Source organism: Burkholderia sp. BC1 (assembly GCF_052683555.1).
Window position 1 is genome coordinate 23,127 of the sequence record NZ_JBQYLP010000023.1, and the last position, 20,296, is coordinate 43,422.

Consider the following 20,296-nt stretch of genomic DNA (forward strand, 5'->3'; position numbering starts at 1 on the left):
GTTGGCCTCAAGCGCGATAGAACGCGGGACGTTCGGCGATCGCGATCGGCTCGACCGCCCCGCTCTTCTGCGCGCGCACGCAGGCGTCGGCCGCGACCGCGGCCGCATAGCCGTCCCATGCGGACGGGCCCGTGAGTGCCTGCCGGCGCACGCCGTCGATGAACGCCTGCAGCTCGACGTCGTACGACGCGATGAAGCGCTCCTTCCAGTCGGTCATGATCTCGACCGACTGCCGCGCCAGATGCTTGAGCCCGACGGCCGGCGGATCGGGCAGCTTCGCGATCCCGTTCTCGCCGACCACCTCGCACTGGATGTCGTACCCGTACTGGCAGTTCACGAAGATCTCGACGTCGATGCGCACGCCGCTCACCGTTTCGAGCAGCACGATCTGCGGATCGGCGAGATGCGTGCTCGCGTGGCGCGTCTTCTTCGGATAGACGACCTGCGCGCTCACGTAGTCCTCGCCGAGCAACCAGCGCAGCACGTCGAGTTCGTGGATCAGCGTGTCGGTGATCGCCATGTCCGTCTTGTAGCGCTCGCCGACCGACTGGTTGCGGTGCGCGCAATGCAGCATCAACGGTGCGCCGATCTGGCCGCTGTCGATCACGCGCTTGAGCGCGCGATAACCTTCGTCGTACGGCCGCATGAAGCCGACCTGCACGAGCCGCGAGCCATGCGCGAGTTCCGCTTCGACGATCCGCATGCAGCCGTCGGCCGTCACCGCGAGCGGCTTCTCGCAGAACACCGGCTTGCCGTGCGCGATCGCGTCGAGCACGAAGGCCTCGTGCGTCGGCCCCCACGACGTGACGAGCACGGCCTGCACGTCGGCGGCCGCGATCAGATCGCGGCCGTCCGTGTAGATCTCCGCGTCGGGCGCGTAGTGCGTCACCGCATCGCGCGCCTGCTGCGGATCGATGTCGTTGACGGCGACGACGCGCGCGCCGGACAGCGTGCGCATCAGCCTGCGAATATGGTCCTGGCCGATCGCGCCGCAGCCGATCACGCCGATTTGCAAGGTCATCAGGGTATCTCCGGTCGTTCGTTATCCGCGGCGCGTGCCGCGCCGTCGGTCCATCGAATCGTTTCAGCGCGCCGCGCGATCGAAATGGCGCTCGACGTAGCGCTGGATCGTCTCGCGCATGTAGCGCGACGAGGCTTCCGCGCGGTCCTCCCACGCGAACACGCACGACGACATCACGCCGTCGAAGCGCGCATCGGCGAGTGCGCGGAAGAACACGTCCCAGTCGATCTCGCCCTGCCCGATGTCCAGATGCTGGTGCACGCGGATCTGGTTCGAGCCCGGCGGGTTCACGATGTAGCGCAACTGGCTGCTCTTGCGGTGGTCGAAGGTGTCGGCCACGCGCACGTGCGCGAGGATCGGCGCGGCCTGCGCGATCATCGCGGCCATGTCGTTGCCGTAGTAGAACGTGTGCGGTGCGATGTACGACAGCTTCAGCGACGGCGAACCGATGTTCGTGACGATGTCGATCGCCGGCTGCAGCTGCTCGATCCAGTCTTCCGGATGCGGCTCGACCGACAGCACGATGCGCTCGCGCTCGAGCACGGGCAGCAGCTCGTCCATCGAGCGAAACCACGCGGCTTCGCAGAGCTCCTTCGGGTTCGCGCCCGGCCGCTCGCCGACCGAGCGTTCGGGCGACGCGCCGCGTCCGAACTCCGACACCATCAGCGTGCATTCCATTTCCAGCGCGACCTCGATCGCCTTCTTCCAGCAGCGCACGGCCCACTGCCGCTCGTCTTCGAACGGGCTCGCCCAGCGATACATCGGCTGCAGCGATGCGAGACCGACGCCGCTCGCGTGCAGCGCGCGGCGGAACGCGGCCATCCGCTCGCGCGTCGCGCGCGGCATCACCCACCAGTCGAGGAAGTCGCTGCGCGGCGACAGCTCGATCTGGTCGTAGCCGAGCTCGGCGACTGCGTGCGGCAGCCGATCGAGCGGCAGGTGGCGAATCATGTACGGATCGAGTGCGATCTTCATGGCGATGTTCGTGCGATGTGCAGGGGAATCGTCGCGCTCAGCGGCGCTTCTTCTTGTTGCGATACTGGTCGGCGATCACGGCCGCGACGATGATCGCGCCCTTGACCATCTCCTGGTAGTACGCGTCGATCCGGATGAACGTGAAGCCCGACGTCATCACGCCGAGGATCAGCACGCCGATCACGGTGCCCGTCACGCGGCCGAGGCCGCCCGACAGCGACGTGCCGCCGATCACGACGGCCGCGATCGCGTCGAGCTCGTACATCACGCCCATCCCGGACTGGCCCGAGATCGCGCGCGCGGCCGTCACGGTGCCGGCGATCCCGCTCAGCAGCCCGGCGATCGCGTAGACGAGCACGAGATGGCGCGTCACGTTGATGCCCGACACGATCGCCGCATGGCGGTTCGCGCCGATCGCATACGTGTACTTGCCGAAGCGCGTGTAGCGCAGCACGACGTGGAAGATCGCCGCGATCACGAGGAAGATGATCACGGGGTTCGCGCCCGCGCCGATCGCCGCGAACTGGTCGGTCAGCATCGACACCGGCATGCCGTTCGTGAACCACTTCGCGAAGCCGCGCGCGGCGACCATCGTGCCGAGCGTCGCGATGAACGGCGGGATACCGGTGAGCGCGATCAGCGAGCCGTTCAGCAGCCCGACCAGCAGCCCGACGCAGACGCCCGCCAGCACCGGCCAGATCACGGGCAGGTCGGTCAGATGCGGGAACACCGCGCGCGGAAAGTCGGATACCTGCGCGAGGCTCGCCGACACGACCGCGGCCGCCGCGACGACCGACCCGGACGACAGGTCGATCCCGCTCGTGATGATCACGAGGTTCACGCCGACCGCGATGATGCCGATCACGGCCATCTGCAGCACGATGATCTCGAGCCGCTCGGCGTTGAACAGGAAGCTCTGGCCGACGACGAGCCAGCCGATCGCCTCGAAGAACAGGCTGATGCCGACCAGCACGAGAAAGATGCTCAGCTCGGGCGGCCACTTCGCGTGCCGCGTCTTGATCGTCATGGACTGCGCGTCCGCGACCGGATTGAGGTTGCCCATTTCAGTTGTCTCCATGCTTGTTGCGGCTCAGCGCGACGCGAGATCCATGATGCGGACCTGGTCGGCGTCCTTGCGATCGACGATGCCCGTCATGCGCCCTTCGTGCATCACCATCACGCGATCGCTCATGCCGAGCACTTCCGGCATCTCCGACGAGATCATCAGCACCGCGACGCCCTTGCCCGCGAGTGCGCTGACGAGCCGGTGAATCTCGGCCTTCGCGCCGACGTCGATGCCGCGCGTCGGCTCGTCGAGGATCAGGATGCGCGGCTGCGTGAGCAGCCAGCGGCCGATCAGCACCTTTTGCTGATTACCGCCGGACAGGTTCTGGATTTCCTCGTGCAGCCCGGGCGCCTTCACGCGCAGCGTCCGGCTCATTGCCTCGCAGTCGCGCTTCAGTTGCGCGTGCCGCACGAAATTGAACTTCACGTAGCGGCGGCTGAGCACGGCCGCTTCCATGTTCGCGAGCAGATCGAGGTTCAGGAAGCAGCCGGTGTCCTTGCGGTCCTCGGTCAGGAACGCCATCCCGTGCTTCATCGCCTGCGCGGGCGTCGAGATCCGCACCGGCTTGCCGTCGATCAGGATCTCGCCCGAGGTCGCGGGCACGACGCCGAACAGCGCCTCGGCCACGTTCGAGCGGCCCGAGCCGACGAGGCCCGCGACGCCGAGGATTTCGCCGGCGCGCAAGTCGAAGCTCACGTCGCGGAACACGCCCTCGACGCCGAGATTGCGCACCGACAGCACGACGTCGCCGATCGGTACGTCCTCCTTCGGAAACATCTGCGTGATCTCGCGGCCGACCATCATGCGGATGATGTCGTCGCGCGTGACGTCCGACGACGCGTGCGTGCCGATGTACTTGCCGTCGCGAAACACCGAGAACTCGTCGGCGATCTCGAACAGCTCGTTCATCTTGTGCGTGATGTAGACGATGCCCTTGCCCTGCTCGCGCAGCTGCCGGATGATCCGGAACAGGTGCGTGACTTCCTTGTCGGTCAGCGCGGACGTCGGCTCGTCCATGATCAGCACGTCGGAGTCGAACGACACGGCCTTCGCGATTTCGACCATCTGCCGGCTCGCGACGGTCAGCGTGCGCACGTCGGCGTCCGGATCGATGTCGATCGACAGCCGCTCGAACAGCGCGGCCGTGCGGCGGCGCAACTGCGCATGGTCGATCAGCCCGAATCGGTTCTTCGGTTCGCGGCGGATCCAGATGTTCTCCGCGACCGTCATGTAGGGCATCAGGTTCAGTTCCTGATGGATCATCGCGATGCCGCGATCGAGCGCGTCGAGCGGGCCGTTCAGTACGACGGGCTCGCCCTTGAGCAGGATCTCGCCGCAATCGGGCGTATAGACGCCGGCGATGATCTTCATCAGCGTCGACTTGCCGGCGCCGTTCTCGCCCATCAGGGCGTGGACCGTGCCGCGGCGCACGCGAAACTGCACGCCGTCGAGCGCGACGACGCCCGGAAACGACTTGCCGACGCCGCGCACCTCGAGCAGGCAATCGGACGCCGGCGCGCCGGACGAACCGGGTGCGGCGAACGAAGCGGCCGGCGCGCCGTCGCTGGCCATCGGGCGCGCCATCCTGGCTGTAAACATGGACGTTCCTCGAAAGTCGCACGCGGTCCCGGACGCGCCGGGCCCGCGCAATTCAGCGGAAAACCCGGTCAGTGCTTCGCGTACTGGTTCATGTTGTCGGGCGTGACGAGCTCGAACGGCACGTTCACGTAGCGGTCGACGTTCTGCTTCTTCGCGAGCTTCAGCGCGGCCGCGACGGCCTGCGTGCCCTGCCCCGACGCGTTCTGGTACACCGACACCTTCAGCTCGCCGCTCTTCATCGACGCGAGCCCGTCCGGCGTCGCGTCGATGCCCGCGACGATCGTCTTCGGCGTCCACTTGCGCGCGGCCTTCAATGCGTTGATCGCGCCGATCGCCATTTCGTCGTTGTTCGACACGATCGCATCGAACTTCATCCCGGAGCTGAGCCAGTTCATCGTGATGTCCTGGCCCTGCGTGCGGCTCCACTTGCCTTCGCGCTTGTCGACGATCCGCATCCCGGCGCAGTCCTTGGTCGCGATCACGTCCTCGATGTCCTTCGTGCGCGCACGCGCCGACTCGTTCGACAGCTCGCCCATCAGCACCAGGAGGTCGCCCTTGCCGCCCAGCAGCTTGCAGACCTGGCGCGCCTGCAGCGTGCCCGACTGCTTCTCGTCAGACGCGACGACCGCGACGCCGGCCGGCAGCTTGTCGAAATCGACCGGCTTGCGGTTCACGTAGACGAGCGGAATCTTCGCGGCCGTCACCATCTTCGTGATCTTCGGCGTCGCGTCGGTGTCGACCGCGTTCACGATGATCGCGTCGACCTTCTGCGCGATCATGTTCTGGACCTGGCTCAACTGCTTGCCGACGTCGTTGCCGGCATCCTCGATCTGCACGGTCGCGCCGTCCTTCTTGGCCGCGTCGGCGATGCTGTTGCGCAGGATCGTCAGAAACGTGTCGTCGAACGACGCCATCGTGACGCCGATCTTCTCGGCATGCGCGAGCGGCATCGCCAGCATCGCAGCGGCCGCGACGGCCATCAGCTTGGTCTTCATGATCACTCTGTCTCCTCATCTCCGGGGGGCGGAAAACGGCGCGTTGCGCGCCGCCGGGCCGAGTCCGATACGGACTGAAGCATCCGGATGAAACTGTAGATCACTTCGTCGAGATTTTGGAAATTTATTTCTACGTGATTTCACCTAGGGAACTGGATTTCCAAAAAGCCTAGACTGCGTCCGTAGCCCGATGGCTTGCGGCGGGCGGCGTCGCGTCGTGCGGTACGCGCGCAGCGCACCCGTCGCAGCCTCGGTCCCTCTTAACCGCCGGCATCGCCGCACGCCGGCCGCGAGCGTGAACCGTCTATGAGCCCGTTGAACTTTCCGAGTGACCGCCCCATCGATCTCGCCTGCCTCGGCCGCGTCGCCGTGGATCTTTACGCGCAGCAGTACGGCAGCCGTCTCGAGGACGCGCGCACGTTCCAGATGTATCTCGGCGGCTCGTCGGGCAACGTCGCGTTCGGCGTCGCGCGGCTCGGGCTCAGGACCGCGATGATCTCGCGCGTCGGCGACGAGCAGATGGGCCGCTTCGTACGCGAAACGCTCGAGCGCGAAGGCTGCGACACAAGCCAGCTGCAGACCGACCCGGAACGGCTGACGGCGCTGGTGCTGCTCGGGCTCAAGGATCGCGACACGTTTCCGCTGCTGTTCGTGCGCGAGAACTGCGCCGACATGGCCGTGCGCGCGGACGAGATCCGCGAGGACTTCATCGCGCGCTGCCGCGCGCTCGCGATCACCGGCACGCATCTGTCGACGCCCGGCACGCGCGAAGCGTCGCTGACCGCGCTCGGCTACGCGCGCCGCCACGGCGTCGTGCGGATTCTCGACATCGACTATCGGCCCGTGCTGTGGGGGCTCACGCCGCGCGGCGCGGGCGAGAACCGCTACGTGCCCGACGCGCAGGTCACGCAGCAGCTGCAGCAGGTGCTCGGCGAGTTCGACCTGCTGGTCGGCACCGAAGAGGAATTCCTGATCGCGGGCGGCGTGCCGCACGACCTGATCGCGTCGCTCGAAGCCGTGCGCCGCGTGAGCGAGGCGGTGCTCGTCGTCAAGCGCGGCGCGCTCGGCTGCTGCGTGATCGAGCGCGACATTCCGGCGCGCATCGACGATGCGCCGACCTTCGCCGGCGAACGCGTCGAGGTGCTGAACGTGCTCGGCGCCGGCGACGCGTTCCTGTCGGGCCTGCTGTCCGGCCTGCTGCGCGGCCGCGACTGGGCCGAATCGACGCGCATCGCGAACGCCTGCGGCGCGATCGTCGTGTCGCGCCACGCCTGTTCGGCGGCCATGCCGACGCCGGCCGAACTCGCGCACTGGTTCGGCGGCAGCCGCAATCCGCAGGTCGATGCGGACCGTACGCTCGCGCATCTGCATCGCGTGACGGTGCCGCGCCGCGAATGGGACGATCTCTGCGTGATGGCGTTCGACCATCGCAGCCAGTTCTACGAGCTCGCGGTACAGGCCGGCGCCGACGAAGCGCGGATCAAGACGCTGAAGCGGCTGCTCGTGCGCGCGGCCGAGCAGGTCGAGCGCGAGCGCCATATCGAAGGCCACGTCGGCGTGCTGATCGACGGCGGCGCGTACGGGCGCGACGCGCTCGCGTCGGCGACCGGACGCGGCTGGTGGGTCGGCCGGCCGGTCGAGCTGCCCGGCTCGCGGCCGCTCTGCTTCGACGACACGCGCTCGGTGGGCACTGCGCTCGTGCACTGGCCGACCGAGCAGGTCGTCAAATGCCTCGTCCACTATCACCCGGACGACGACGCCGAGCTGCGCGTCGCGCAGGAGCAGCGCGTGCTCGAACTCTGGGAAGCAACGCGCGCGACCGGCAACGAACTGCTGCTCGAGATCATTCCGCCGCGCGCGGTGACGCCGGCCGGCACCGAGGACGATGCGGTGCTGCGTACCGTCGCGCGCTTCTACAACCTCGGCGTGATGCCCGAATGGTGGAAGCTCGCGCCGATGAGCGCCGACGGCTGGGCGCGGCTCGAGGCGCTCGTCGCCGAACGCGACCGCCATTGCCGCGGCGCCGTGATCCTCGGGCTGAACCAGCCGCTGCAATACCTCGTCGACAGTTTCCGCGCGGCGACCAACCCGATCGTGAAGGGCTTCATGGTCGGCCGCACGCTGTGGGCCGACGCGTCGCTGCAATGGCTCGCCGGCCGCATCGACGATCAGGCGCTGATCGACGAGGTTGCCGGCAATTTCGCGCAGCTCGTCGACGCCTGGCTCGGCCGCCGCGCGGCCGCGCGCGCCGCGGCCGCATGAGGCCCGCCGCCGCGATGTCCGAACCGACACTCCTTGACCGACAGACGATGACCCCTACCGTGAGACTGACCGTCAGCCAGGCGCTCGTGCGCTACCTGGCCGCGCTGCGCGCCGAAGTCGTCCAGCCGGACGGCCGTACCGACATCCTGCCGTACTGCGGCGGCGTGTTCGCGATCTTCGGGCACGGCAACGTGGCCGGGCTCGGCGAAGCGCTGCATGCCGAACAGGACCGGCTGCCGACCTTGCGTGCGCACAACGAGCAAGGGATGGCCAATGCGGCCATCGCGTTCGCGAAAGCGAACTTCCGGCAGCGGATGATGGCCGTGACGTCGAGCATCGGCCCCGGCGCGACCAACATGCTGACGTCGGCCGCGCTCGCGCACGTCGGCCGACTGCCGCTGCTGCTGCTACCCGGCGACGTGTTCGTGTCGCGGCTGCCCGATCCCGTGTTGCAGCAGATCGAGGATTTCGAACAGGGCGACGTCAGCGCGAACGACTGCTTCCGCCCCGTCACGCGCTACTTCGACCGCATCACGTCGCCCGAGCAGCTGCTCGTCGCGCTGCCGCGCGCGATCCAGGTGATGACCGATCCCGCGCAATGCGGCCCCGTCTGCCTCGCGCTGCCGCAGGACGTGCAGACCTTCGCGTACGACTGGCCCGAGGATTTCTTCGCGCCGCCGCTGATCCGCATGCGGCGGCCGCCGGCCGACGCGCTCGAGCTCGCCGATGCGCTCGACGTGCTGAAGGCCGCGAAAAAACCGCTGATCGTCGCCGGCGGCGGCGTGCTGTACAGCCAGGCGTGGGACGCGCTGCGCACGTTCGCCGACACGCACGGCGTGCCGGTCGCCGAATCGCAGGCCGGCAAGGGCAGTCTCGCGTGGGATCATCCGCTGAATCTCGGCTCGATCGGCGTGACGGGCTCGCCTGCTGCAAACCGCGCGGCCGCGCAGGCCGACGTCGTGTTCGCGGTCGGCACGCGGCTGCAGGATTTCACGACCGGCTCGCATGCGCTGTTCGGCCAGGCCACGCTGCTGAGCCTGAACGTGCAGCCGTTCGATGCGGGCAAGAAGCGCGGCCGGCAGCTCGTCGCCGATGCGCGCACGGGGCTCGGCCAGCTGTCGGCCGCGCTCGCCGGATGGCAGGCCGATCCGGCATGGACGGCGGCGAACCGCGATCAGGCGGCCGCATGGAACGCGCGCGTCGCCGAGCTCACGACGCGCGTGCCCACCGATACGCTGCCGTACGACGCGGAAGTGATCGGCGCCGTGCGCGACTCCGCGGCGGACGCCGGACGCGACAGCGCGCGCGACGATCTGGTCGTGTGCGCGGCCGGCACGCTGCCGGCCGAACTGCACAAGCTCTGGCGCAGCGGCCTGCCCGGCAACTATCACATGGACTACGCGTATTCGTGCATGGGCTACGAGGTGGCCGGCGGCCTCGGCGCGAAGCTCGCGCGGCCCGAGCGCGAGGTGATCGTGATCGTCGGCGACGGCTCGTACATGATGCTCAACGCGGAGCTCGCGACCTCGGTGATGCTCGGCCGCAAGATCATCGTCGTGATCCTCGACAACCGCGGCTACGGCTGCATCGAACGGCTGCAGCTGAACTGCGGCGGCGCGAGCTTCAACAACATGCTCGACGACTGCGTGCCCGAAGGCGGCGAACGCTCGACGATCGACTTCGCGATGCATGCGCGTTCGATGGGCGCCGAGGCCGTGCACGTGCGCGACGTCGGCGAGCTGCGCCGCGAGATGGCGCGTGCGCGCGCGGCCGCCAAGAGCCAGGTGCTCGTGATCGACACGACGCACCGCCGCACGACCGACGACGGCGGCGCGTGGTGGGAAGTCGCGGTGCCGCAGGTGTCCGCGCGGCCCGACGTCGAACGCGCGCACCGCCGCTATCTCGACGACAAGACGCGGCAGCGGCGCTAGGCACGCGCCCTGCCCGCACGACGACGACGACAACAACGGAACCAAGGAAGCCCGTCATGAGCTGGAACGTTCGCATCGGTATCAATCCCCTGTCGTGGATGAACGACGACCTGCCGTCGCTCGGCGGCGAAACGCCGCTCGAGACGGCGCTCAAGGAAGGCGCCGAAATCGGCTACGCGGGCTTCGAGCTCGGCAACAAGTTTCCGAAGACGGGCCCCGAGCTGAAGGCGAAGCTCGCCGAGTTCGGGCTCGTGTGCGTGTCGGGCTGGTATTCCGGCTTTCTCGCCGAAGTCGCGCCCGGGATGACCGACGCCGACGCCGTCGCGGCCGAAATCGAGCGCTGCCGCGCGCACATGACGAAGCTGCAGTACAACGACGTGAAGGTCGTCGTCTACGGCGAATGCGCGGGCACGATCCAGGGCCGCATCGATACGCCGGTCGCGAAGCGCCCGCGCTTCGTCGACGACGAAGCATGGCGGCGCTATGCGGCGCGCCTCGACGCGTTCGGCGCGCATCTGCTCGACACGTACGGGATCAAGCTCGCGTATCACCATCACATGGGCGCGTACGTCGAATCGCCGGACGACGTCGACCGACTGATGGCGCTGACCGATCCGGCGAAGGTGTTCCTGCTGTTCGACACCGGCCATGCGTATTTCGGCGGCGCGGCCGATCCGGTCGCCCTGCTGAGGAAGCACGTGTCGCGCGTCGTGCACGTGCACTGCAAGGACGTGCGCCCGCAAGTCGTCACGCAAGCACGCAACGCCGGCTGGAGCTTCCTGAACGGCGTGATCAACGGCACGTTTACGGTGCCCGGCGACGGCGCGCTCGACTACGACGCGACGCTGCGCACGCTGAAGGACGCCGGCTACGAAGGCTGGCTCGTCGTCGAGGCCGAGCAGGATCCGGCCGTCGCGCCGAGCTATCAGTATGCGAAGAAGGGTTACGAGTCGCTGCGCGCGATCGTCGACAAGCTGAGCGCGTAACCCGTCACCTCATTGCGGAGCCCGATCCGATGACGATTTCACCCCTCTTGATCAAGGCCGCCGCCGGCCGCGAAATCTGCAACGTCACGCCCGAATCCGCAGGCTGGCAGCATGTCGGCTTTCGCGCGCTGCGCCTGAAGGCCGGCGACACGGAAACGCTCGACACCGGCACGCGCGAACTGTGCGTCGTCGTGCTGACCGGCACCGTGCGCGCCGAGGTCGACGGCGACACCTACGACGCGCTCGGCAAGCGCGACAGCGTGTTCGAACCCGTGTCGCCCGACGCGCTGTACGTGCCGGGCGGCAAGACCGTCACGCTGGTCGCGACGCGCGATGCCGAAGTCGCGCTCTGCACGGCGCCGTATGCGAGCGGCGACAAGCGCGTGCTGCGCCTCGACGGCGAACGGATGCGGCGCACGGTGCGCGGCCAGGGCACCAATACGCGCTACGTCTGCGACATCCTGATGGGCGACAACCCGGCCGCCGACCGGCTGCTCGTCGTCGAAGTCGTCACGCCGGCGAGCCATTCGAGCAGCTATCCGCCGCACAAGCACGACTGCGACGCGGCGCCCGACGAGACCTCGCTCGAGGAAACGTACTACCACCGCATCGATCCGCCGCAGGGTTTCGCGTTCCAGCGCGTGTACACCGACGATCGCAGCCTCGACGAGGCGTGCGCGGTCGAGAATCACGACGTCGTGATGGTGCCGCGCGGCTATCACCCGGTCGTCGCGCCGCACGGCTACACGCTGTACTACCTGAACGTGATGGCCGGACCGAGCCGCGCGTGGGCGTTCAAGAACGATCCCGCACACGAATGGATGCTCGACGCGACACCGGCCCGCTGAGCGCGACGCCGCGCTTGCGCCGGCCACGCAACCGCACCGCTACGGAGGCCGCGATGGGAATGCCGTTTACGCACCGCGAACCCGCGTCGTTCGACGACGACGCGGCCGACGTGACGCTGCCGTGCTTCAACGCGGACGTCGCGCGCCGGCTCGGCGAAATCGCGACCAACCTCGCACGGCGCCGCGGGCAGCCGATCGCGGTCGGCATCGTCGGCACGCATGCGCCGCTGTTCTACTGCGCGCTCGACGGCAGCGGCGCGGCCGATTGCGAGGCGATCCGCCGCCGGCAAAACACGGTGCTGCGCTTCGCGCTCAGTTCGCGCGCCGTCGGCGCGACGTTCCGGCGTACCGGCCAGTCACTGCAGTCGCTCGGGCTGTCGGACGACGACTATGCGCTCGACGGCGGCGGCGTGCCGCTGCGGATCGCCGGTGCGCGGCTCGTCGGCGCGCTCGCGATCGCGGGGCTCGACGCCGAACGCAATCACGCGCTCGCCGTCGAGAGCCTGCGCTGGCACGTCGGCGCGCATGCGCTCGCGATCGGCGCGTAGCGGCGCACGATCGCCTTCGCGCGCGCCGCGCGGCCGCTCAGCGCAGCCCGCCGCTCGCGACCAGATGCTCGCCCGTCAGCCAGCGCGCGTCGTTCGACGCGAGGAACACCGCGACCGATGCGATGTCGTCCGGCGCGCCGTGGCGGCCCAGCGGCGTTTCGGCGAGCACTTGCTTTTCGAGGTCCGAACCGATGATGCCCGTCGTATGCGTGCCTTCGGTCACGACCAGTCCCGGGTTGATCGCGTTCACGCGAATCTTGCGCGGCGCGAGTTCGTTCGCGAGCACACCGGTGATCGCGTCGACCGCGCCCTTCGTGCCGCTGTAGACGGCGCTCGCGGGCGGCACCATGCTCGTGATCGCCGAGCTGATGTTGATGATGCTCGCGCCTTCGCCGAGATGCCTGGCGGCCGCCTGCGTCGTCAGCAGCAGGCCGAACACGTTCGTATCGAATTGCTTGCGGTAGTGCTCTTCGGTAATGGCCTCGATCGGCGCGAACTCGTAGATGCCGGAATTGTTCACGAGTACGTCGAGACGGCCGTACGTCTCGATCGCCGTGTCGACGATGCGCTGCGCGTCGGCCGCCTTCGACACGTCGCCGCCCACTGCGACCGCGCGCCCGCCCGCTTCGACGATCGCGCTCACGACCGCATCCGCGCCCGCCTTGCTGCTCGCGTAGTTGACGACGACCGCCGCGCCTTCGGCGGCCAGCGCCTTTGCAATCGCCGCGCCGATGCCTTTCGATGCGCCCGTGACGATCGCGACCTTGTCTGCCAGCTTGCTCATGATCGGATACCTTTCGAAAATTTGACGATGAAGGGGCACCGGCTGCCGACTGCGCGGCGAACCGGCGTTGTCATGCATGTAGGCGGTTCGGTCCGCGGCGATAAAGCGGCTCGATGCGAATTGTGTGGCGCGGCCAGCCGAACAATCGGCCGGCGCTCAGCCGGTGCCGAGCCAGGCGCGCACGGTGTCGTCGCCGAGGCCGTCGAGCGCGCCGTCGTAGACGATCGTTCCGCGCCCCATCACCGCGACGCGATGCGCAAGCCGCGGCGCAAGCTGCAGCCGCTGCTCGATCAGCAGGATCGCGACGCCGTCCGCCTGCAGCGCGGCGAGGCACGCGCGCACTTCGTCGACGGCAAGCGGCGCGAGCCCCTCGGCCGGTTCGTCGACGATCAGCACGCGCGGGCGGCCGGCGAGCGCACGCACGAGCGCGAGCACCTGCTGTTCGCCGCCCGACAGCCGCGCGGCCTTCACGTCGGCGCGCGCGGCCAGCAGCGGAAAGCGCGCGAACAGGCGGTCGAGTTCCGCGCGCGCGGCCGCACGGCCGACGCCGCGCAGCCCGAGCAGCAGGTTGTCGCGCACGCTGAGCAGCGGAAATACGTCGCGGCTTTCGGCGACGTAGGCGACGCCGCGACGCGCGATGTCGAAGGTACGTGCGCCCACGCATTCGACGCCCGCGACGCGCACCGAACCGCTCGTGCGCACGAGCCCCATCACGGCCTTCGCGAGCGTCGAGCGGCCGGCGCCGTTGCGTCCGAGCAGCGCAAGCGTCTCGCCCGGCGCGAGCGCGAGATCGATGCCGTCGAGCACCGGCTGATGTCCGTACCACGCGCGCAGCGCACGAATGTCGAGCAGCGCGCTCATCGTGTGCCCTCGCCGAGATAGGCGGCGCGCACGGCCGGATCCGCGCGGATCGCATCCGGTGCGCCGGTCGCGACGATCGCGCCGCGCACGAGCACCGTGACGCGTTCCGCGAAGCCGAACACCGCGTCCATGTCGTGCTCGATCATCAATACCGTGCGCCCCTGCGTGGTCGCGCGGATCAGCGCGATCATGCGCGCGGCCTGGTCGCGATTCATGCCGGCCGTCGGCTCGTCGAGCAGCAGCGTGCGCGCGCCGCTCGCCAGCGCGATGCCGAGATCGAGCGCGCGCTGCTCGGCGTAGGCGAGGTCGGCGGCCGGCGTGTCGCGCCGCGCGTCGAGGCCGACATCCTCCATCACGCGCGCGGCCGCGCGATCGACCGACGCCGATTCCCGCAGCCGGTTCCACCAGCGCCGCCGCTCGGCCGGCGCATGCAGCGCCGCGCAGCGCAGGTTGTCGAACACGCTCAGGCGCGCGAACGCGCTCGTCTGCTGAAAACTGCGGCCGACGCCGAGCCGGCTCGCGATCACGGGCCCGCGCCCGCGCAACTCGACGCCGTGCAGCATCACGCGCCCGCGCGTCGGCCGCAGCGCGCCGCCGATGACGTTGAACAGCGTCGATTTGCCGGCGCCGTTCGGGCCGATCAGTGCATGCCGCTCGCCGGCCGCGACGTCGAGGTCGATGCCGTCGAGCACCGTCCGCGCACCGAAGCGCAGCACGATCGCGCGCAGCGCGACTGCGGTGCCGCTCATCGCCGCTCCTCCGCGCCGGCACGCGCGAAGCGCGCGCGCCAGCCCCACAGCAGTATGCCGATGGCGGCCGCCGACGCGGCCACGGCCCAGCCGACCGGCGTATCAGCGTCGATCCGCCATGCGCCGAACGCGGTGCCCGGGCCGTCGTCCTGCGCGAAGCGCCACGCATAGCCGAGCTCGGCCGCGGCGACGAGCGCGATGCCCCAGAACACGCACGCGCCGAACGCGCACAGCAGCCGCCAGCGCTCGCTCGCCGGCGCGCCGCGACGTAGCGCGTGCGCGAGCGCGTCGACGAGCCCCGCGAGCCCGCGCGGCGCGGCAACGACGACCGCGACGAACAGCACGCCGAGGTACAGCGCCCACGCGCGCGACATGCCGGCGACGACGACGCTCAGCGCGGTCAGCACCGCCGCGCCGGCCGCCGGTCCGAAGAAGGCGCCGGTGCCGCCGATCACGGCGGCGATCAACACGCTGGCGGAACGCGCCATCGATACGCTGTCGGGCGTCGCGATCTCGACGTCGATCAGCGTCAGCGTGCCGGCAATGCCGGCGAAGAACGAGGCGCACGTGACCATCGCGAGCCGCAGGCGGCGCGGATCGGTGCCGAGCGCCGCGACGCGCGCCGGGTTGTCGCGCACCGCGTTCGCGAGCCGCGCGAGCGGCGTGCGCGTCAGCGCGCGCATCGCGAGCGCGGAGACGATGCACCATGCGGCAATCACCGCATACGCCTGCGCCGGTGCGCCGAACTGCCAGCCGCCCCACGGCGTGCCGCTCGCGCGATCGATCGGCACGCCGCCGATTCCGCCGAACCATGCCGGCACGCTCCACGCGGCCGCCGCCACGCACTCGCCGAGGCCGAGCGTGATCATCGCGAACGCGGTGCCCGCGCGACGCGTCGCGAGCAGCCCGGCGACGAAGCCGAAGCCTGCGCCGGCCGCGCCACCGACGAGCGGCAGCAGCGGCAGCGGGCCGCCGAAGCGGTTGAACCAGTGCGCGGCCGCGAACGCGCCGAGGCCCGCAAACGCGGCATGGCCGAACGACAGCAGCCCGGTCGTGCCGAGTTGGAGGTTGTAGGACAGCGCGAGCACGACGAGCGACGCCGTCTGCGCGAGGTAGCCGAGCACTGCGCCCTGCGGCCACAGCCACGCGGGCAGCACGAGGCAGCCCGCGAACAGCGCCCAGCGTGCGAACGCCGCGAACGGGCCGCTACGCATCGGCACGCTCGCCGAACAGTCCGCGCGGCCGCGCGACCAGCACCGCGACGAGCAGCAGGTACGGCACCAGCGGCGCCAGCTGCGCGATCGACACGGCCGCGACGCCGTCCGGCAGCGCAATGCCGGCCGCTTGCGCGAGCGTGCGCAGCGTGAGGTCGCTCGAGGCGGCGAACGTCTGGGCGAAGCCGACCGCGAGCGAGGCGACGAACGCGCCGCCGAGCGAGCCGAGCCCGCCGATCACGACGACGGCGAACACGACCGAGCCGACCGTCTCCGCGAGCGCGGGCTCGATCACGGCGAGCGGCGCGCCGATCACGCCGGCCAGCGCGGCAAGCGCGGTGCCGGCGCCGAACAGCAGCGTCATCAGCCGCGGCACGTCGTAGCCGAGCGCCTCCACCGCCGCGCGATGCGTGAGCGCCGCACGCACGACGAGCCCGAGCCGCGACGTACGCAGCAGCGCGCCGAGCGCGATCAGCATCGCCGCCGACATCGTCATCATGAACAGCCGATAGCGCGGCAGCGCGAGCCCGAACACGCTCACGGGCGCGCCCTCGAACGACGCGGGCACCGGCGCGGGCAGCGGCGCGAGCCCCCACGCGAGCTTGGCGCCCTCGCCGATCAGATAGGCGAGCCCGAAAGTCAGCAGCAATTCGCTGGTATGGCCGCGCGCCTGCACGCGGCGCAGCAGCGTGCGCTCGCATGCCGCGCCGAGCGCACCGACCGCGAGCGGCGCGAGCACGAGCGCCGGCCAGAAGCCCGCACGCAGCGCGATGCTGTAGCCGACGTATGCGCCGAGCATGTAGAAGCTCGCATGGGCGAAGTTGAGCACGCCCTGCACGCTGAAGATCAGCGTGAGGCCGGCCGACAGCATGAACAGCAGCAAGCCGTAGCTGAGGCCGTTGAACGCCTGGAGCGCGAATGCGTGCACCGCGCGACCCGTCAGGCCGCGAGCGGCTCGAGCGCGGCGCGCAGCGCGTCGGGTAGCGGCACCGGGCGGCGCGTGCCGCGATCGACGTAGACGTGCACGAAGTGCCCCTGCGCGGCGGGCGCGGCCTCGCCGGCCGCGAACAGGCCGATCTCGTAGCGCACGCTCGACGTGCCGAGCTTCGCGACGCGCAGCCCCGCATCGACGGCCTGCGGAAACACGAGCGGCGCGAAATAGTTGCACTGCGTCTCGACGACGAGGCCGATCGTCTGGCTGCGCTCGACGTCGAGCACGCCCGCGCCGATCAGGTACGCGTTGACGACCGTGTCGAAGTAGCTGTAGTAGACGACGTTGTTCACGTGCCCGTAGACGTCGTTGTCCATCCAGCGGGTCGTGATCGGCAGGAAATGGCGATACGCGTCGCGCGGACGCGGCTGCGGCTTGTCGGACATGGCGGTGGCGATCGGAACGGTGACGGAAAACGGGGCCGCGTACGCGGCGGTCATTGACCGGGACGGTCGACGAACTGGAAATCGAGGCCGCGCGCACGCATCCAGTCGGCGAGCGCGTAGCCGGTGCCCGCGCGCCACGGGCGCAGCATGGGCGGATCGACGAGCCGGTATTCGAGCAGCTCCGGCGACAGCGTGACGGTGCCCGACGCGCGCACGTGATACGCGATGATCAGCTCGTTCTTGCGGATGAATTCGTAGACGCCGACGAGCGCGATCTGCTCGGCGTTCAGCCCGGTTTCCTCGCGCACTTCGCGCGCGATGCCGTCCTCGGGCGTCTCGCCGTGCTCGAGGAAGCCGGTGATCAGCGCGAACATCCCTTCCGGCCAGGCCGCGTTGCGCGCGAGCAGGATCTTGCCGTCGAGCTCGACGATCGCGGCAACCACCGGCAGCGGATTGTTCCAGTGCACGTAGCCGCATGCGTCGTCGGGACACGCCTGGCGCAGGCGGCCGCCCTCGTGGTCGGGATCGGCGCGTTCGATCAGCGGGCTCGCGCAGCGCGGGCAGAAACGGTAGTCGGCAGTGGTCATCGGCAGGACATGACGGCGCCGGACGGCGCCGCTCGGCACGGGAAAGGCCTCATTCTAGCGAGTTTGCCCGCCACGCAGCCGATCCGGCCCCATCGTCGTCAGCGGCGCACGCGCGCGGCGGCGGCGGTCGCCGCGAAACCGGCCGCGCCCGCGAGCAGCGCGGCCGCCGCGACCCACAGCGCGGGCGAGAACGACCCGAAGCGCGCGGTCAGCGGCGCCGCGACGAGCGGGCCGAGAATCTGCCCGATTCCGTACGAGGCGGTCGCATAGCCCATCAGCCCCGCCGCGCGCTCGCCGTGCAGGCGCCGCGCCTCGCGCATCGCGAACAGCGTGATCGCGGTGAACGGCAGCCCGAGCAGCGCGCTGCCGATCGCGAAGCCGGCCGTGTTCGGCCATACGATGCCGGCCGCGATCCCGAGCGCCTGCATCGCACAGCCGCCGGCCAGCAGCAGCCGGTTGTCCCAGTGCGCGGGCAGCCGCGCGGCCGCGATCGCGCCGACGATCAGCGCCGCGCCGAACATCGGCCAGAACAGGTCGGGCCACGGCGAGCCGGCCGGCAGCGCGGCGCGCGCGATCACCGGCAGAAACGTCGCGGTGATGATGTAGCCGAAGCCCGGCATCCCGTACAGCACGATCAGCCATCCGGCCTCGGTGCGCGCGCGGCGCGCGTCGTGGGCCGCGACCGGTGTCGCCGCTGCCGCGTGCGCCGCCGTGCCTGCGGGCGCCGGCGCGGCCGCCGAGGCGGTGCCGAAAGTGCGCCAGATCGCAGCGGACAGCCCTGCCGACAGCGCCGCGAAGCCGAGCCAGCCGAGCGTCGCGCGATGGCCGGCGAGCGCGCTGCCGATCAGCCCGGTCAGCACGATGCCGGCGCCGGGCCCCGCATAGATGACGCCGCTCCACGCGGGCGCATGGAGCTCGGCGAGCCGCCGCAGCCCCCACTGCGACACGAACACGAACGTCCACGCGCTGACGACGCCGGCGACGAAGCGCACCGCGAGCCAGACCGGCAGCAGATGACCGACGCCCATTGCGGCCGTCAGCAGCACGGTGGCTGCGAGCCCGACGCGCACCATCCGCGCGGGCGGCACGCGCAGCGCGGCGCAACTGACGGCGCCGACGAAATACCCCGCATAGTTCGCCGACGCGAGCCAGCTGCCGGCTTTGAGCCCGAGCGAGCCGTCGGCGAGCATCAGCGGCAGCAGCGGCGTGAACGCGAACCGGCCGACGCCGAGCGCGACCGCGAGCCCGACCATGCAGGCGAGCGCCGCCGCGCGCGCACGGCGATCGGCGTCACGCGACGCATGCGGGTGGACGGCGGCGGACGGGGCATCGGAACGGGACATGGCGCAATGGACCGGCGCGACACGCCGGCCGACACGGAAATCGGATGACACCATCGTAGCTTGACCGATCATTCTCGAAAAATGAATAATTCAGAATCCACCCATCGCAGGGAGAGAATCATGGATCTGGCGGCGCTGGCGATTTTCCGCGCGGTCGTGCGCGAGAACGGCGTGACGCGCGCGGCGGCGAAGCTCAATCGCGTGCAGTCGAACGTGACCACGCGCATCAAGCAGCTCGAGGAGGAACTCGGTGCGGCGCTGTTCGTGCGCGACGGCCGCCGGCTCGTGCTGACGCCGGCCGGCCGTACGTTGCTGCCGTATGCGGAGCGGCTGCTCGCGCTGGCCGACGAAGCGCGCGACGCCGTGCGCGAAGACACGCCGCGCGGCCGGCTGCGGCTCGGCACGATGGAAAGCACGGCCGCGAGCCGGCTGCCGGCCGTGCTCGCGCGCTATCACCATGCGTGGCCGGATGTTTCGCTCGAGCTCGTGACGGGCACGACGGGCTGGCTGATCGACCGCGTGCGCGAGTTCGACGTCGACGCCGCGCTGTTCGCACGGCCGCCCGCGCCCGACACGCTGCCCGACACGTTCGAGACCGTGCCGGTGTTCCGCGAGGAACTCGTGCTGCTCACGCCGCGCGGCCATCCGCCGGTGCGCACGCCGCGCGACGTGATCCTGCCGACGCTGATCGCATTCGAACGCGGCTGCACGTACCGCAAGTACGTCGAGCAGTGGTATGCGGAATACGGGCTGAAGCCCGCGCGCGTGCTGGAGCTCGGCTCGTATCACGCGATCGTCGCGTGCGTCGCGGCCGGTGCCGGCATCGCGGTCGCCCCGCGCTCGGTGCTCGACCTGCAGCCGGAGACGGACAACGTCGCACAGCACGCGATTGCCGGATTCGGCGCGATCGATACGCTGCTCGCGTGGCGGCACGGCTATGAATCGGCCGCCCTCGCCGCGTTGCGCGACGCGTTGACCGATGCCGCGCCGACCTCAGCCGACGGCGACAAACGTGCGGCCACGATGGCGGCATAACGCGAGCCACACTCGCCGGGCGGTTCACCGTTCGTTCGCCGGCCCGCTCGCCGGGCTCCGAATGCAAAACGCCCCGACCGGCCTGCGCCGATCGGGGCGTTTCGTTTGCTTGCGT

The 20,296-nt window shown here is 70.0% G+C and carries 19 protein-coding genes; 6 read left to right on the forward strand and 13 right to left on the reverse strand.

Translation table 11 applies throughout. The features are described from left to right. Positions 1–7: 7 nt before the first annotated feature. The 5 genes from ACSHSS_RS13610 to ACSHSS_RS13630 all read right to left on the reverse strand — a co-directional run bounded on the left by ACSHSS_RS13610 (position 8) and on the right by ACSHSS_RS13630 (position 5,656). On the reverse strand, positions 8–1,021 hold the full coding sequence (locus tag ACSHSS_RS13610) for a Gfo/Idh/MocA family protein (protein ID WP_445545090.1): 1,014 nt from the start codon (positions 1,019–1,021) through the stop codon (positions 8–10). A gap of 63 nt (positions 1,022–1,084) precedes the next feature. Continuing rightward, on the reverse strand, positions 1,085–1,996 hold the full coding sequence (locus tag ACSHSS_RS13615) for a sugar phosphate isomerase/epimerase family protein (protein WP_155824182.1): 912 nt from the start codon (positions 1,994–1,996) through the stop codon (positions 1,085–1,087). Between the two features lie 37 nt (positions 1,997–2,033). Then, positions 2,034–3,059, reverse strand: coding sequence for an ABC transporter permease (locus ACSHSS_RS13620; RefSeq protein WP_006402131.1), 1,026 nt, complete (start codon positions 3,057–3,059; stop codon positions 2,034–2,036). A 27-nt stretch (positions 3,060–3,086) separates the two neighbouring features. Further along, positions 3,087–4,661, reverse strand: coding sequence for a sugar ABC transporter ATP-binding protein (locus ACSHSS_RS13625; RefSeq protein ID WP_006402132.1), 1,575 nt, complete (start codon positions 4,659–4,661; stop codon positions 3,087–3,089). A 68-nt stretch (positions 4,662–4,729) separates the two neighbouring features. Further along, positions 4,730–5,656: a sugar ABC transporter substrate-binding protein gene (locus ACSHSS_RS13630; protein ID WP_035947894.1), complete on the reverse strand. Its 927-nt coding sequence runs from the start codon at positions 5,654–5,656 to the stop codon at positions 4,730–4,732. Between the two features lie 306 nt (positions 5,657–5,962). On the opposite strand from ACSHSS_RS13630, the gene ACSHSS_RS13635 reads away from it, so the two are divergent. From ACSHSS_RS13635 to ACSHSS_RS13655, 5 genes are read left to right on the forward strand one after another with little or no spacing between them, the layout of a single operon-like run. Then, positions 5,963–7,918 carry a bifunctional 5-dehydro-2-deoxygluconokinase/5-dehydro-2-deoxyphosphogluconate aldolase gene (locus tag ACSHSS_RS13635; RefSeq protein ID WP_060111115.1) on the forward strand — a complete coding sequence of 652 codons (1,956 nt, stop codon included), beginning with the start codon at positions 5,963–5,965 and terminating at the stop codon, positions 7,916–7,918. A gap of 47 nt (positions 7,919–7,965) precedes the next feature. Then, entirely contained in the window at positions 7,966–9,849 is a 1,884-nt protein-coding gene (gene iolD, locus ACSHSS_RS13640) for a 3D-(3,5/4)-trihydroxycyclohexane-1,2-dione acylhydrolase (decyclizing) (RefSeq protein WP_035947888.1), read from the forward strand. Between the two features lie 56 nt (positions 9,850–9,905). Then, positions 9,906–10,835, forward strand: coding sequence for a myo-inosose-2 dehydratase (iolE, locus tag ACSHSS_RS13645; RefSeq protein ID WP_054317257.1), 930 nt, complete (start codon positions 9,906–9,908; stop codon positions 10,833–10,835). A 29-nt stretch (positions 10,836–10,864) separates the two neighbouring features. Beyond that, complete coding sequence (gene iolB / locus ACSHSS_RS13650) at positions 10,865–11,683, forward strand: 5-deoxy-glucuronate isomerase (RefSeq protein WP_217109683.1); 819 nt, start codon at positions 10,865–10,867, stop codon at positions 11,681–11,683. A gap of 53 nt (positions 11,684–11,736) precedes the next feature. Then, positions 11,737–12,231 carry a heme-degrading domain-containing protein gene (locus ACSHSS_RS13655; RefSeq protein ID WP_155824179.1) on the forward strand — a complete coding sequence of 165 codons (495 nt, stop codon included), beginning with the start codon at positions 11,737–11,739 and terminating at the stop codon, positions 12,229–12,231. A gap of 37 nt (positions 12,232–12,268) precedes the next feature. On the opposite strand, the gene ACSHSS_RS13660 is transcribed toward ACSHSS_RS13655, so the two are convergent. The 8 genes from ACSHSS_RS13660 to ACSHSS_RS13695 all read right to left on the reverse strand — a co-directional run bounded on the left by ACSHSS_RS13660 (position 12,269) and on the right by ACSHSS_RS13695 (position 19,146). Continuing rightward, positions 12,269–13,015, reverse strand: a complete 747-nt coding sequence (locus tag ACSHSS_RS13660; protein WP_006402139.1) for a glucose 1-dehydrogenase — start codon at positions 13,013–13,015, stop codon at positions 12,269–12,271. 156 nt (positions 13,016–13,171) lie between these two features. Next, on the reverse strand, positions 13,172–13,876 hold the full coding sequence (locus ACSHSS_RS13665) for an ABC transporter ATP-binding protein (RefSeq protein ID WP_039224754.1): 705 nt from the start codon (positions 13,874–13,876) through the stop codon (positions 13,172–13,174). Continuing rightward, positions 13,873–14,625: an ABC transporter ATP-binding protein gene (locus tag ACSHSS_RS13670; RefSeq protein ID WP_261505006.1), complete on the reverse strand. Its 753-nt coding sequence runs from the start codon at positions 14,623–14,625 to the stop codon at positions 13,873–13,875. Before ACSHSS_RS13670 ends, ACSHSS_RS13665 begins: the two co-directional genes overlap by 4 nt. Beyond that, positions 14,622–15,839 (reverse strand): branched-chain amino acid ABC transporter permease, encoded by a 1,218-nt coding sequence (locus ACSHSS_RS13675; RefSeq protein ID WP_445545091.1) that lies wholly within the window; start codon positions 15,837–15,839, stop codon positions 14,622–14,624. The genes ACSHSS_RS13670 and ACSHSS_RS13675 overlap by 4 nt, the downstream gene beginning before the upstream one ends. Continuing rightward, positions 15,832–16,767: a branched-chain amino acid ABC transporter permease gene (locus ACSHSS_RS13680; RefSeq protein WP_105790234.1), complete on the reverse strand. Its 936-nt coding sequence runs from the start codon at positions 16,765–16,767 to the stop codon at positions 15,832–15,834. Before ACSHSS_RS13680 ends, ACSHSS_RS13675 begins: the two co-directional genes overlap by 8 nt. 11 nt (positions 16,768–16,778) lie before the next feature. Beyond that, positions 16,779–17,216 carry an acyl-CoA thioesterase gene (locus ACSHSS_RS13685; protein ID WP_006405000.1) on the reverse strand — a complete coding sequence of 146 codons (438 nt, stop codon included), beginning with the start codon at positions 17,214–17,216 and terminating at the stop codon, positions 16,779–16,781. A gap of 50 nt (positions 17,217–17,266) precedes the next feature. Beyond that, complete coding sequence (locus ACSHSS_RS13690; RefSeq protein ID WP_059874298.1) at positions 17,267–17,803, reverse strand: NUDIX domain-containing protein; 537 nt, start codon at positions 17,801–17,803, stop codon at positions 17,267–17,269. Between the two features lie 98 nt (positions 17,804–17,901). Further along, positions 17,902–19,146 carry a YbfB/YjiJ family MFS transporter gene (locus ACSHSS_RS13695; RefSeq protein WP_196480638.1) on the reverse strand — a complete coding sequence of 415 codons (1,245 nt, stop codon included), beginning with the start codon at positions 19,144–19,146 and terminating at the stop codon, positions 17,902–17,904. Positions 19,147–19,266: 120 nt separating this feature from the next. On the opposite strand from ACSHSS_RS13695, the gene ACSHSS_RS13700 reads away from it, so the two are divergent. Continuing rightward, positions 19,267–20,181, forward strand: coding sequence for a LysR family transcriptional regulator (locus ACSHSS_RS13700; protein WP_060111120.1), 915 nt, complete (start codon positions 19,267–19,269; stop codon positions 20,179–20,181). The last annotated feature ends 115 nt before the right edge of the window (positions 20,182–20,296 follow it).